Annotated in this window: 11 protein-coding genes and 2 pseudogenes; 4 read left to right on the top strand and 9 right to left on the bottom strand. The window is 67.7% G+C overall.

Annotated elements, in window-relative coordinates; translation table 11 throughout:
• Nucleotides 1-142: 142 nt before the first annotated feature.
• On the bottom strand, nt 143-559 hold the full coding sequence (locus tag ACGFW6_RS06700; RefSeq protein WP_393505393.1) for a GNAT family N-acetyltransferase: 417 nt from the start codon (nt 557-559) through the stop codon (nt 143-145).
• A 654-nt stretch (nt 560-1,213) separates the two neighbouring features.
• Here ACGFW6_RS06700 and ACGFW6_RS06695 point away from each other — a divergent pair.
• On the top strand, nt 1,214-1,576 hold the full coding sequence (locus ACGFW6_RS06695) for a VOC family protein (protein ID WP_393505391.1): 363 nt from the start codon (nt 1,214-1,216) through the stop codon (nt 1,574-1,576).
• Between the two features lie 286 nt (nt 1,577-1,862).
• Here ACGFW6_RS06695 and ACGFW6_RS06690 read toward each other — a convergent pair whose 3' ends face one another.
• A complete protein-coding gene (locus ACGFW6_RS06690; protein ID WP_393505389.1) occupies nt 1,863-2,729 on the bottom strand; it encodes a GNAT family N-acetyltransferase in 867 nt (288 codons plus the stop codon).
• A 476-nt stretch (nt 2,730-3,205) separates the two neighbouring features.
• On the opposite strand from ACGFW6_RS06690, the gene ACGFW6_RS06685 reads away from it, so the two are divergent.
• Both ACGFW6_RS06685 and ACGFW6_RS06680 read left to right on the top strand, forming a co-directional pair.
• Nucleotides 3,206-3,715: a hypothetical protein gene (locus ACGFW6_RS06685; RefSeq protein ID WP_393505387.1), complete on the top strand. Its 510-nt coding sequence runs from the start codon at nt 3,206-3,208 to the stop codon at nt 3,713-3,715.
• A 224-nt stretch (nt 3,716-3,939) separates the two neighbouring features.
• A complete protein-coding gene (locus tag ACGFW6_RS06680) occupies nt 3,940-4,344 on the top strand; it encodes a type II toxin-antitoxin system PemK/MazF family toxin (RefSeq protein ID WP_393505385.1) in 405 nt (134 codons plus the stop codon).
• A gap of 191 nt (nt 4,345-4,535) precedes the next feature.
• Here ACGFW6_RS06680 and ACGFW6_RS06675 read toward each other — a convergent pair.
• The 3 genes and pseudogenes from ACGFW6_RS06675 to ACGFW6_RS06665 all read right to left on the bottom strand — a co-directional run bounded on the left by ACGFW6_RS06675 (nt 4,536) and on the right by ACGFW6_RS06665 (nt 8,062).
• Nucleotides 4,536-5,906 (bottom strand): annotated as a pseudogene (locus ACGFW6_RS06675) (IS701 family transposase).
• A 346-nt stretch (nt 5,907-6,252) separates the two neighbouring features.
• Nucleotides 6,253-6,915 carry a response regulator gene (locus ACGFW6_RS06670; protein ID WP_393505384.1) on the bottom strand — a complete coding sequence of 221 codons (663 nt, stop codon included), beginning with the start codon at nt 6,913-6,915 and terminating at the stop codon, nt 6,253-6,255.
• On the bottom strand, nt 6,890-8,062 hold the full coding sequence (locus ACGFW6_RS06665; protein ID WP_393505383.1) for a sensor histidine kinase: 1,173 nt from the start codon (nt 8,060-8,062) through the stop codon (nt 6,890-6,892). The genes ACGFW6_RS06670 and ACGFW6_RS06665 overlap by 26 nt, the downstream gene beginning before the upstream one ends.
• A 175-nt stretch (nt 8,063-8,237) precedes the next feature.
• Between ACGFW6_RS06665 and ACGFW6_RS06660 the strand changes: the two genes are divergently transcribed.
• Complete coding sequence (locus ACGFW6_RS06660) at nt 8,238-10,502, top strand: MMPL family transporter (RefSeq protein WP_393505381.1); 2,265 nt, start codon at nt 8,238-8,240, stop codon at nt 10,500-10,502.
• A gap of 67 nt (nt 10,503-10,569) precedes the next feature.
• Here the strand turns inward: ACGFW6_RS06660 and ACGFW6_RS06655 are convergent.
• The 4 genes and pseudogenes from ACGFW6_RS06655 to ACGFW6_RS06640 form a co-directional block, all read right to left on the bottom strand.
• A pseudogene (locus ACGFW6_RS06655) lies at nt 10,570-11,104 on the bottom strand (transposase).
• A 289-nt stretch (nt 11,105-11,393) separates the two neighbouring features.
• Nucleotides 11,394-11,594 carry a dehydrogenase gene (locus ACGFW6_RS06650; RefSeq protein ID WP_393505379.1) on the bottom strand — a complete coding sequence of 67 codons (201 nt, stop codon included), beginning with the start codon at nt 11,592-11,594 and terminating at the stop codon, nt 11,394-11,396.
• Nucleotides 11,591-11,884, bottom strand: a complete 294-nt coding sequence (locus ACGFW6_RS06645; protein ID WP_393505378.1) for a hypothetical protein — start codon at nt 11,882-11,884, stop codon at nt 11,591-11,593. Before ACGFW6_RS06645 ends, ACGFW6_RS06650 begins: the two co-directional genes overlap by 4 nt.
• A gap of 309 nt (nt 11,885-12,193) precedes the next feature.
• Nucleotides 12,194-12,658 carry a hypothetical protein gene (locus ACGFW6_RS06640; protein ID WP_393505376.1) on the bottom strand — a complete coding sequence of 155 codons (465 nt, stop codon included), beginning with the start codon at nt 12,656-12,658 and terminating at the stop codon, nt 12,194-12,196.
• Nucleotides 12,659-12,679: the final 21 nt, after the last annotated feature.

The following is a 12,679-nucleotide window of genomic DNA, read 5'->3' as shown; positions in this document are numbered from 1 at the left end:
GTGGAGGTTTCGGAGATCCTTATCAGCGTCGTGCCGCAGTGCGCCCATGACCGGTGGCAGTTCTCTTGGACACCTCTTGCCCTGTGATCGCCAAGAGCTGGCCCAGCTCCGTGACAAGCGGTGTCACCTGTCAGTTGCGAAGTCACTGAAGGCGCCGTATCACATGGATGCCTGTCTCGCCGGGGGCTTCGGGTCCATCCGGCACCCGCACGCGGTCAAACTTCCTGAAGCCCAAGCGGCGGGCGATGGCGCCACTCGCGGAATTGGCCTCGTCGTGGTGGATTTCGATGCGGTCGATGCCCGGCAGCTCCCGCCCCGCCTGCGCGAGGGCAGCCGCGGCCATCGTTGCCAGCCCCTTCCCAGTCCACGCGTGGTGGAGCCAGTACCCGATGTCCAGACCGCCAGGTCCGATCCGGCGATGCAGTCCGCAGCTGCCAACCACTATCCCACCCGAGGTGATCGCGTAGTTGTATTCCTGCCCCGAGGCCCACGCCTCCGCGGAGTGGGCCAGAAACCCTCCCCCTGCTTCCGGTCGTGGGTGGCCGCAAAGGGCATCCACGGCAGCAGGTGATCAGGCGACTCAGTGATTACCCGATGCAGGGTCTCGATGTCGTCGCCACGCCATCGGCGCAGTTCGACCTGATCAAAGCGAAGCACATCAGCAGGGTGTCCCATGACCGGGATGCTGCCTCAGCCTCACTAAATCGACAACGCAATTGCCGATAACGAACCCACAGCCATCCCAACGCTGGACACCTACCCGGCCAGCAGATTCCCGCTGCTTCAACGTTCAGATTCAGCGAACTCGCTGGTTCGCCCACTAGCGCTGCCCGAACGCCACTGGGCACCTCAGAGACCGACTCAGCTGAACTCAGAGGTCGATTCGGCCTCGATCGCACACGGTTGGGCGTGCCTCACCGCAGTGATGGCATAACCACTCTTGATCCCTCAATGCCCCCATGTGTTCGAGTGTGCGTCAATCTGACTGGATCGCAGTAGGTAGCGATTCAGCCTCGTACGGTGATCGCGCCTCATTTGGGCCGGTGGATGAGCGACTCAAGCAACGTCGACGTGCGGTCAGTAGTGAAAAAGTGTGGGGTCGTTGGGCGCCCTCTCATGGATCCGAGGCGGCCCTTCGAGGTGAGTGGCCGGTGCGTTTCAGGCCGTGGTGTGTGGGAGTTGATCGCTAGGGTCTAATGTTATGCCCCTGCGTATGAAACTGACCGCGATAACGCTCGACTGCTCTGATCCTGAGGCGCTTGCCGCGTTCTATCGGCAGGCAACCGGGCTTGAGGTTCACCCCAAGTCCAACAGTGACTTCGCTGGCATCAGCGGCGACGATGGGCTCCTCATCGGCTTCCAGCGGGTCGATGACCATCGGGCTCCGTGTTGGCCCGATCGAGCCGTACCGCAACAACTCCACCTCGACTTCGCGGTCGACGACCTTGATGAGGCGGAAGCTCTGTTGCTGGAGTTGGGCGCGACCAAGCCAGAATATCAGCCGGGTGGAGGAAGGTGGCGGGTGCTCAATGACCCAGCCGGCCATCCCTTCTGCCTGACCAAGCGGCCGGTCTAGTACCCACGCGGCCGTGGAGCGTTGATGGCCGAGTCGAGCTAGCGTGGCGCCGCCCATCGTTTGAGAGCAGCGCCACGCCCAGCGCAGGTTCGAACCTCATCCTTATCGGGTCGATCACGTGGCTTCGTGGACGTTGGTCAGCCCGCTTCCTGCCTCTATCGGTCGTCCATCGACATTCGCTGCCGACAGCCGGCGTTCGCCCCTGTTGGCGTCGGCGGTTGATGTCAGCGCAGGCGCTCTTTCACGAGACTGTCATGACGGTGCAGAAGGTCCGGCGACCCCGACGTCAGACCTTCCGGATCCGGTCGGCGATCTCCGGCCTCGCCGCGAACCCGGCCGCCTTGTACGTCGCGACGCCGCCGACGTTGGAGCTCGGCGTGCACACGCGCACGCTCGACGAGCCCATCGTCCGTAGTGCGGCCGCCCCGGCGACGGTGATCGCCCTGCCATAGCCGCGGCCGCGATGGTCCGCGTGGACGCCCATCGGCTCGACCAGTCCCGGCTTCCCCGGGCCGGCCGACCAGACCGTCACCACTGCCGCGGGGTTGCCCTGGTCGTCGTAGACGCCCAGGCATCGGGCCTCGGCGTAGAACGGTGCCGCGGACATCTCGTGCCGGTACTCGCGCGTGGGCTTCGTGGTGTTGAACGCGGACCGCAGGACATCGGCGAAGTCCTGTGCCTGCTCCAGGCCGATCGCCCTGATCTGCACCCCGGGGTCCTCCACGGCCTCGGTGAGGTCGCGGAAGAGGGGTGTCCACGGCTCGTCGACACCCCAGCCCTCCTTGGTCAACAGGTCGTGGAGCAGAAGACCCTGCGGCGCCTCGATGGATACCGCTCCTTGAGGCAGCACACCGCGCTCAGGCAGCGAGAAGTCCTCGACGAGCCGCCGCGCCAAGCCCTCGTCCTGGACAGCGTCGGGAGCGACGGTCATCCGCACCAGCGTCGGCGAATCCAGCATCCCGACAGCGATGATCCGTCCGTTCCGGCTCCAGGTCCGAACCGCGGCGGCCGTCTCGGCCGTTCCGAACCGGTAGTTCCAGCCGATGTCCCCGGGATGCAACTGCATCGGCGCTTCGTCGTGCTGCCACTCCCGCAGTGCCGCAACAGCCTCGCATACCTCGTCGGGCCTCGGCCTACTCAGCACAATCGTCATAGCCGGGATCTGACATCCCCGTCTCGGTGGCGTGCAACCGATTAACTGACCAAGCGCTTCAGGGCGATGGTGGCGGGAGGCGGATCGCGAGTCCAGTCCCGGCGAGCAAGCCGGGGAGGACGTCATGGCGGTACCGGAGCCGGCGTATTCCTCGGCTGACAGCGGTGATCAGGCGGACACGGGCAACACCCTCGCCGCGTCCGGGGCGACGGAACGTGGATGTCAGAGCTGGGCAGGCTGTCCACCATGGTTGGGCTCTTGGACGGCTGGTCGGCATCCGAGACCTAGCAAGCCTCCGTTGTCCGCCGAAGACGAACGCACGCTGTCCAACTGTGGTGGTGGGGTGGTGGGCTGTGTACGGGAGAGTTCACCTGCGTTCATGATTCCGCGGCCGGCGGGACCATCACCGCTCGGGGCTCTGTCGGCACGACGATGAACGCTGCCGAATGAAACGGAAACTGAGACGGGGGGCCCTCATGGCCAGTCAGGCCATCACTCTTGTGGGCGTCTTGCTGGGCGCCATGACTTCGTTCTTCGCCACGAGCCTGGCGGAGCGTGCCAAGTTCAGGCAGACCCTGGCCACGCGGTGGGACGAACGGAAGCTCGACACGTATATCGAGTACATCTCCAGCGTGAAAGAGGCGAATCGCGCAGCCAGGCAGACGTTGGAGGCACGTGAGCGTGGCGAGGACACCGCCGGACTGCTGGAGGAGATGGAAGCCGCAGAGGCTCGGCGCTCCATCCTCTTCGAGGGCCTCATGCTGCTGGGAGATGAGGCAGCCACTCAGACTGCGGATGTTGTGAACGAGCGGCTGTGGGCTCTGCTCCGATGTGCTCGGGACCCGGCCGGCGCTTCGGCTGATGTGCGCCGGGATCTGAGCCTTTCGATCATTGAGACACTGTGCGAACTCCAGAAGGCGGCCCGCTCGGACCTGACGATAGGCAAGAGCATGCGGGCAGGACACCACGCTGACAGCGCTACCTGAGCGCGCGCGTTTTCAGCTTGGGAACCTGGGGTTCTACAGGATCGATCGGCTTGGTGACTTGCTGCGGAGCAGACTCATGACCTGATGGAGTGCTGGGGACAGGTGACCGCCGTTCCGAGTATCGTTCGTCTTAACACGCCGATGATCAACGGTGGCCGCACCCGTCTCCACACCGCGTCAGGTCGCGCAGCGTCTGCCTGCCGTCCCTGTGTATCGGAGGGCTTGTGCAACGTGGCGAAGTCTGGTGGGTCCAGTTCGACGAGCGGAGGTTGGTCGTACTGCTGTCAGGCGACGACGCGTCCGGGTTCCAGGTAATGCAGGTCGTCGCTCCGGCGGGCGTCGACATCAGCGGTCTGGGCATCGAAGTGACGGTCGGCGCCGGTGAAGGGCTGCCGTTCGAAGGCGTGCTGCGGCTCGCGTTCCCGCGTCCAGGCTTTACGCCGTGCACGTGGTTGACCACCGTGTCCCGGGACGACCTGATAGAGCGGGCGGCCGTCCTGTCCTCCGGGAAGCTCAGCGAGATCGACGATGCCCTGCGACTCGCTGAACAAGCACAGGAGCGGACCCCGGCAGCGACCGCGAAGCTCAGCGAGATAAGGGACGCCCTCCGTCGCGGTGAACTCGGGTAGACGGAGAAGGAGACGACGCCCTCGAGGGCACGGTCGATCTCGGGCGAGATGATCCACGCTGGACACCTGTCGCCTCGACGCCCCTCACCATCGAGATCACGATCTACGGGTGGAGTACTAGTACTCCAGTCGCAGTTCGCTATTCCTGCTGGTCAGAAGCGTGTTCCTGAGTGTACTTCGCTGATGTGCCGTCAGGCGGCGGGAGTTCGTGACTTCGGATGCGGCGCCGATAGTGACAGCGGCGTGCGGTGGCCTGGTGACGGCGGCGCCAGCGGGACCAGTTCAGTGCGTGGCGGGTGCGCCGTATGTGTGTCAGCGTCGGGCGGCCAGCTGCCAGGAGTCGCCGGATTTCCGCCACGGTGAGCGGGGCGAGAGCGTCGGAACCGATTCTGCGGCCCCCCTTTGCGTCCCCGCGGCGGCGGCCATGGCGGCGAGGAAGGCGTGGGCGAGCATGGCCAGGGTGATGTGCCGGTACCAGCCCGGATACCGGCGGACCTCGTACTGATCCAGGCCGCACTCGTTCTTCGCAGCCTGGAAGGCTTCCTCGATCGCCCAGCGGGTCCCGGCGATCCGTACTAGTTCGGCGACATCGGTGCCGCCTGGCGCATAGGCGAGGTAGTAGGCGATCTCGTCCGGGCGGGCGAGGCTGCGGCGGGCCAGCACCCACCGCTCGTGGGTGCGCGCATCGCCGTCGAAGTCGTCGATCGCGGGCAGTCGGGCGGCGGCCCAGTCGTAGACGCGCGGCCCTTTCGCGCCGTTGCCGCAGGAGTAGCGTTCCCAGGCGTCCTCGGGTGCCTGGGTGATGGCGAAGTCGATGCGGCCGATGGTGTGCACGTGCTGGGACTTCGGCACCGCCAGGACGTAGCTGACGCCGGCCTCCTCCAGCATGCGGCGTAGCCGCCACTCCTGGCCGTAGGCCGAGTCCGCGGTCACCCAGGCGATCGGCAGCGGTGAGGCCAGGGCTCGCATGATGACGGTCTTCGCAAGATCGCCCTTGGTGGCGAACGCGCGCTCGCCGGGAATCTTCGCCTGGGCGCAGCGGGCCGGATCGGTGGTCCAGGACTTGGGCAGATACAGCTCCCGGTCCACCAGCGCGCGGCCTCTGGAAGAGGTATAGGCGGCGAACACGCCGATCTGGCAGTTCTCGGTGCGGCCGGCGGTGCCGGAGTACTGCCGTTGCACCCCGGCCGAGACGGTGCCCTTCTTGATGAACCCGGTGTCGTCGATGATCAGCACACCCGCCGGGTCACCGAGCTTCTCGGCGACGTATTCCTGCAGGTCGTCGCGGACCTCGTCGGGGTTCCAGCAGGCTCGGCTCAGCAGGTGCTGCAGCCCTGCGGGGGTGTGGTGACCAGCATGCTCGGCCAGCTGCCAGCTGCCAGCTGCCAGCTGTTCTTGCGGCCCACCGCTCCGAGCAGGCCGTGCACGTAGGCCCGCATCCGCCGTCGCAGATCCACCCGCCTGAAGCGGTGACCGATCCGCACCAGCAGCTCTTCCAGTTCCGCCGACCAGACATCAGGCCGCACATCATCTTGCACAACAAGCACAACGGCTCGCCGCATCCGAAGTCACGAACTCCCGCCGCCTGACGGCACATCAGCCAAGTACACTCAGGAACACGCTTCTGACCAGCAGGAATAGCGAAATGCGACTGGAGTACTAGGGCGCGTATCGAGTCGTGATCATCGGGTGGTCCTGGTGAGGTCTTTGATCCAGATCATCGAGGCGTGCAGGTGGAGACTGGCGAGGTAGCTGTCGGGAGTCTTGTCCTATCGGGTGTCTCACCGTTCCAGTTCCGGCCTCCTGGTACGTCACCCTCTGGGGCGGGTGAGGTACGTGGAGCCGACGTGAGCCGACCGGTGCACTGATGTCCGGGCGGGGACTCATGGGACATGGCCTGCACCTGGCTCAGGTGCCGGGGAGGATACGGCGCGTTTCGTAGGCCCACATCGCGATCTCGACCCGGTTGCGGGCGCCGAGTTTGGCCATCAGGCTGGCCAGGTGCGTTTTCACCGTGCTCAGGCTGATGTGCAGTGCATCGGCGATTTCGGTGTTGGTCAGCCCGCGCGCGACCGCGAGGAGCACCTGCTCCTCGCGGGCGGTGACGGGGGAGACGGGCTGGGCGGCGGGCCGGCCGGCGGGAAGGTCCGCGAATGTCTGCAGCAGACGGACAGTGACGCTGGGCGCGATGAGCGCCTCACCGTCGGACGCCGACCGTACGGCCTGCGCCAGAAGGTCCGGTCCCGTGTCCTTGAGCAGGAATCCGCGGGCGCCGGCACGCAGTGAGCCATAGACGTACTCGTCGAGGTCGAACGTGGTGATGACGACCACGGCCAGCGGGTCGGCGACGCCGGGGCCGGCGACCAGCCGGGTGGCCTCGAGCCCGTCGAGCCCAGGCATGCGGATGTCGAACAGGCAGACGTCGGGACGCAGTTCGTGGGCCAGACGTACCGCTTCCTGTCCGTCGGCGGCCTCGCCGACCACCTCGATGCCGGGCTGGGCGTTCAGCATGATCCGCAACCCGGTGCGGATGATCGTCTGGTCGTCAGCGACGAGGACGCGAATGGACAACGCTCTCGCTCCTCGCTCTCGGCAGTTCGGCTTCGACATGCCAGCCCCGGTCAGTACCCGGGCCGGCCCGTAGTGTGCCGCCGAGCAGGGTCGCACGCTCGCGCAGTCCGGTCAGTCCGTATCCGTCGCGACCCCGGCCGATGCGCCGGCCGTTGTCGCGCACGCTCACTCGTACCGTGTGCCGATCCGCGGCGACCCGAACGACGAGCTTGGTCGCGTCGACCGCATGGCGCAGCGCGTTGGTCACCGACTCCTGCACGATCCGGTAGACGGCCGCGTCCACGGCCGGCGGCAGCGCGTCCAGTTCGCCGTCGAGCCCCAGGTCGACCCTGAGGCGACCACCCGGGGTACGCACCAGGCGCTCCAGATCCGCGACTCCGGCAGGGGGCGCCAGCTCGGCGCCGACCCCGCGGTCGCGCAGCGTGGCGACCATGGCGCGCATTTCCTCCAGCGTGCGCGCCCCTTCCTCCTCGACCCCCTCCAGCGCCTCGACGGCGGCGGACGGGTCGGCGCCCGCGAGCACCCGGCCCGCCTGGGCGATGATCACCATGGCCGACACGTGGTGGGCCACCGTGTCGTGCAGTTCCCGGGCGAGCTGCTCGCGCTCGCGGGAGCGCACCTGCTCCAACTGCCGCTCGCGAGCGGTCACCCAGAACCGCACGGCTGCCCCGACCACGCCGGGCAGCAGCAGGAAGACGAGGCCCACGACCTTTTCGACGACCGGGGTCTCGTCCGCGACGACACACAGCGCGCCGGTCGCGAGGATCACCGCGCCGCCCAGCACGATCTCGCGCCCCGATCCCCACCGGGGCAGCGCGTACACCAGCACGAGCACGACCGCGCCGGTGTACAGCCCGACGGACTCGCGCGGTGCGGCGACGAGCGAGGCCACCTGAAGCAGGGTCACCGAGCCGAACGCCAGCGTCACCACCGCCAGCGGGCGGGTCCGGCGCCACAGGGGCAGCAGGCACAGCCATACGGCGAACACCACCGCCACCGGCCGCCACACGACGTTCTCGCGCAGGGTGGCCTCCAGCGCCACACCCGCAAGGCCCGCGGCGAGCAGCGCCCCGTCCCGCCACACCCGGGCGGGCGCGTCGGGCGGCCGGGGTTCGGTCCACAGGGTTCGCAGGTCGTCTTGGAGCACGCTTCTCAGCCTAGGGACCGCGGCGTGCCGCGCATCGGCCGAAAGGACGGTTCGTCACTCCGCCCCGGGGCCGACCGATCCGCGGCCCGCGGGCCGATGCCGCGGAACGCCGTGGCGACGAGCCTCGGCACCGGAGGCCGTACAAGGACGGCCGACGAGGTGGTTGGAGGACCCGATGCTCTCGAAAGCCCTGTTGCGCCTGGGCACAAGCGCCGCCCGCCATCCCTGGCGGGTGATCGCGGCATGGCTGATCGCCGCCACGCTCGCCGTCCTCGCCGCCGTCGCCTTCGGCGGGCGTACCGCGGACTCGATGACCGCTCCGGGACTGGACTCCCAGCGGGCCGCGGAACTGATCGAGCGGGCCGGCACCGGCCAGGACGGGATGACCGCCCAAGTGGTCGTCACTCCGCTCGACGACGGTGCGACGTTCTTCGACGACGACAGCGCGCGCACCGCCCTCACGCGGCTGCAGACCGAGGTGAAGCGGCTGCCGCACGTGCTCGGCACGAGCGACCCGGCGGGGGCACTCGACGCAGGCCGGGACACCGCCGTGCGCGGCGGCCTCGTCTCGGCCGACGGGCGGATCGCGGTCGTCCGGGTGCAGTACCCCGACCAGAGCCGGTTGTCGGCCGAAGACCTCGACGCCCTCGTCGATCTCGGCGACCGGCTGCGCGCCGAACTGCCCCTGCGCATCGAGATGGGCGGGAACCTCTTCTACGCCTTCTCCGACCCCAACGGCGGCGTGAGCGAGCTGATCGGCCTTCTCGCCGCGGCCGCGATCCTGTTCCTGGCGTTCGGTTCGCTCGTCGCCGCCGCACTGCCGATCGGCATGGCGATCTTCGGGCTGACCGTGGGAGTCGCCACGATGACGGTGCTCGCGGGGATGACGGACGTCCCGACCTTCGCACCGGTCCTGGGCAGCATGGTCGGGCTCGGAGTGGGCATCGACTACGCGCTGTTCGTGTTGGCCCGCCACCGGGAGTACCTCGCGTGCGGGCTCGATCCGCAGGCGGCGGCCGGACGAGCGGTGGCAACGGCGGGGCGGCCGGTGGTCTTCGCCGGCGGCACCGTCGTCGTGTCGATCCTCGGACTGGCGGTCGCGAACGTGCCGTTCATGACGGTGGGCGGGGTCGCCGTCTCGATCGTCGTCCTGATCATGGTGGTCGCATCGGTGACATTGTTGCCGGCCTTTCTCGGCGTCGCCGGCATGCGCCTGGCCCGGGCCGGTCGGATCGGCAGGGCTCTTCAGAGGCGGAAGCTGGGCCGACTTGCACGACGGCGGGTCACGGCGGCCGGCGCCGCCGACGCCGCCGGGTGGCGGCGTTGGATCGGGCACGTCAGCCGGCACCCGGTGCCGTACGCGATCGGCGCGGCCGGGCTGTTGCTGACCGCGACACTGCCGGTGCTCGGCCTACGCGTCGGTCTGCCCGACGACGGCTCACTTCCCCCCAGCCGCACCGAGCGCCGCGCCTACGACCTCGTCGCCGAGGGGTTCGGTCCGGGCACCAACGGTCCCCTCGTCATCGCCGCGGACCCCGCCGGCGATCAGGGAGTGCTGGACCGGCTCGTCGGGGCGGTCGCGGCGGACCCGGGCATCGCATCCGTCGCGCCGACGCAGATCGATCGAGCCACGGGCATCGCGACCCTCGTGGTGTTCCCGACCACCAGCCCGCAGGAGAAGGCCACGGCCGACACCATCGCCCGGCTGCGCACCGACGTGCTGCCCACGGCGATCGGGCACGGCCCGGCCAGGGCTCACGTCGGCGGCGCGGCCGCGAGCCTGTCCGATGTGGGACGACGCACCAGCGAACGCCTGCCGTTGTTCGTCGCCGCCGTGCTGGCGATGTCGTTCCTGCTGCTGATGCTGGTCTTCCGCTCGATACTCGTACCGCTCAAGGCGGTGCTGCTGAACCTGCTGAGCATCGGCGCGGCCTACGGCATCATGGTCGCGGTGTTCCAGTGGGGCTGGGGAGGGGCACTCATCGGTCTGGAAGCGACGGTTCCGATCGTGTCGTTCATCCCGATGTTCCTCTTCGCCATCCTCTTCGGCCTGTCGATGGACTACGAGGTGTTCCTCCTGTCCCGCGTGCGCGAGGAATACGTGCGCACCGGCGACAACGGCAAGGCGATCGTCCAGGGCGTCTCGGGCACCGCCCGCATCATCACCTCGGCCGCGCTCATCATGGTGGCGGTCTTCCTGTCCTTCGCCGTCGCCGAGGACCCGTCCACCAAGATGTTCGGGCTGGGCCTGGCCACCGCGATCTTCATCGACGCGACGGTCGTCCGCATGGTGCTGGTACCGGCGACCATGACACTCCTCGGCCGGACCAACTGGTGGCTGCCGAAGTGGCTGGACCGGATGCTTCCCCGCGGCCCGGTCGGCACCGACGACGCCGAATCCGTGGGTGAAGCCCCGCGTCCACGGCTGGTTGACCGTTGACTCAACTCCTGCCCGCCCTTGGCGTCCGGCACCTCAGCGCGTCACGTATGGGCATATCGAGTCGTGATCATCGGGTGGCGCTGGTGAGGTCCTTGATCCAGATCATCGAGGCGCGCAGGTGGAGACCGGCGAGGTAGCTGGCGGGAGTCCTGTCGTATCGGGTGGCGATGCCTCGCCATGCTCTGAGCTTGTTGATCAGGCGTTCGGCGGTGTTCGGCTCCTTGTAGAGATCGGTGTCGTGGCTGACGGGTCGGCCACCTCTGGAGCCCTTCTTCTTCCGGTTGGGCGACGCTGACCAGGGACCGGCCCACCTCACCCCGCTTCGCGGCTTCCGTGATCAGGCCCTCCAGCAAGGCCTCGAAGACGCTGGCGTCACGCCACTGCCGGAAGCGGTTGTGTACGGTCGACCAGGCGCCGAACTCCGTCGGCATCTCCCGCCACTGCCCGCCGGTCTTGAACCGCCAGATCACGCCCTCGAACTGCTGCCGCAGTCGCTCCGGGTACGGGCCGTACTTGCCGATCGGCGGGTACGGCCCGATGAACTCCCCATCCGGATCGGTCAGTTGCACTCGCACGCCTCGAGGGACGTCGTCGGGTCGGATGCACGCCAGTCGTTGGTTGTCATCGGTCGCTGAGTGATCACCGCCCCATCGGCCGTACTGGCATCTTCTGCACTCGGTCATCGCTCCGGCGAACTCGCCATAGAACGCCAGGGGCCTAGAGCGAGATGCGCGGGAATTGGGTGAGCTGCAGCCGCGACGATTGCTGGGGTTCTGTACCTGGCTGCTGTACCGCAGTTCCCGGCGGGACTGGCCATGGGAACGGCGTGCGCTGGAGAACCTGTTGGCCGGTGACGACGAGCATTCGCAACAGCGATGGCGGCGTTGGATGTCAGCGGAACAGCTCCGGCACCGGGCATGCCTCCACGGGCTCGCCTGGCCGGTCCGCCCACTTCCACCAGACATGCCCACTGGTGCACCCCCACAGCGATCGGCAGCCCCGTTTGCCGTCGTCCTCCCGCCGGGAGAGCACGAGGCCGCCCTGCTTCATGAGCTGGTTGCACTCGGGACAGATCACGGAACTGCTGGTCATGCCGGAGCCAAAACACCCATCGCGCCGAGTACGAGGCACGCCGTGCCGAAGAGGAAGAAACAGCCGAAGCCGATCATGACGGCCCCCAGCCTGACGACACCGGCGCTCTTGCCCTCTTCCGCTACCAGCGAGCCTGAGATCTTTTGCCCGAGATCCAGGGGACCGGGCAACCGGCCGTTCCGCTGAAGCATCCGTCCGGCGCTGATGAGGGCTATGCCAAAGATCAGGGTGAGCACGCTCGTCTGGAGCTGGGAGACGGGGTCATGGCCGTCCGATACCGCGATGATCACTGAAACCCCCCAAGGTGCCTGCCACAACCGCGGCCAAGCGTAAAGAAGCAGCCCATCTTGCCTGAGGTCCACCCTTGGTTGGTAACCCGTATACCTGGGGGCCTTTGATCTGGGCGGGGGCACCGTGAGGGCCAGGCGTGCGACTGCCTCCGTCGGTCACCGTCGGTGCGCCTCGGGCAGCTTGCACGGCCCACAGGCGGACCATCCACCCCAGGCCCTCGCCTCATGGCTCGTACCTCATCATGTGCGTCATGCCACCGTGCTGCGGCTTTGACCGGCAGACGCGTCACCAGTGCGTCGGCACGTGGCTCAGAGGTGTTGCTTGGCTGCTCGGACCAGTTGGCTGATGTCGTCACGGGTCCGAACTCTGGCACCGTCGAGTTCGGTCCGGCCGTCTGTCTTGGACAGCGTCGTAATGTCTGCGAGCACGTCCTCCGCGGCCTGGCTCAGCGTTTCGTCATCGGTGAGCATCTGTACCCGGAACAGCGCCTCTTGGGCGTTGGAGCGTAGGTCGTAGGCGCGGATCCGTACCGTGTCGGGGTCTTCCGGTGGTGGCTGTTCGTGTTCGCAGAACCAGAGGTGGACCAGGCAGCGGCGGTAGTTGACCAATGCGCCGGCGTAGGCGGAGTAGGCATCGAGTCGTTCCTGCCGCAGTTTCTCCTGGCGGGTGAACTGGTGGCTCCTGTCGGCGGTGCGCTGCTGGAACGCCAGGGTGATCCCCGAACCAAGCAGCGTTCCCAGGACGGCTATGCCGCTGGCGATTATGGTCTCCACGCCCCAAGTTGATCATGCATC

The sequence above is a fragment of the Streptomyces sp. Y7 genome (genome assembly GCF_043195415.1).
In the GTDB taxonomy this organism is placed as follows: Bacteria; Actinomycetota; Actinomycetes; order Streptomycetales; family Streptomycetaceae; genus Streptomyces.
The sequence above is the reverse complement of the archived record's forward strand: the minus strand, read 5'-3'. Positions and strand labels throughout refer to the sequence as shown.

What these genes read in the sequence shown, in the direction of transcription:
- ACGFW6_RS06685 (WP_393505387.1), top strand. Translation starts at nt 3,206, where the DNA reads ATGGCCAGTCAGGCCATCACTCTTGTGGGCGTCTTGCTGGGCGCCATG.
- ACGFW6_RS06695 (WP_393505391.1), top strand. Translation starts at nt 1,214, where the DNA reads ATGAAACTGACCGCGATAACGCTCGACTGCTCTGATCCTGAGGCGCTT.
- ACGFW6_RS06650 (WP_393505379.1), bottom strand. Translation starts at nt 11,594, where the DNA reads ATGACCAGCAGTTCCGTGATCTGTCCCGAGTGCAACCAGCTCATGAAG.
- ACGFW6_RS06660 (WP_393505381.1), top strand. Translation starts at nt 8,238, where the DNA reads ATGCTCTCGAAAGCCCTGTTGCGCCTGGGCACAAGCGCCGCCCGCCAT.
- ACGFW6_RS06690 (WP_393505389.1), bottom strand. Translation starts at nt 2,729, where the DNA reads ATGACGATTGTGCTGAGTAGGCCGAGGCCCGACGAGGTATGCGAGGCT.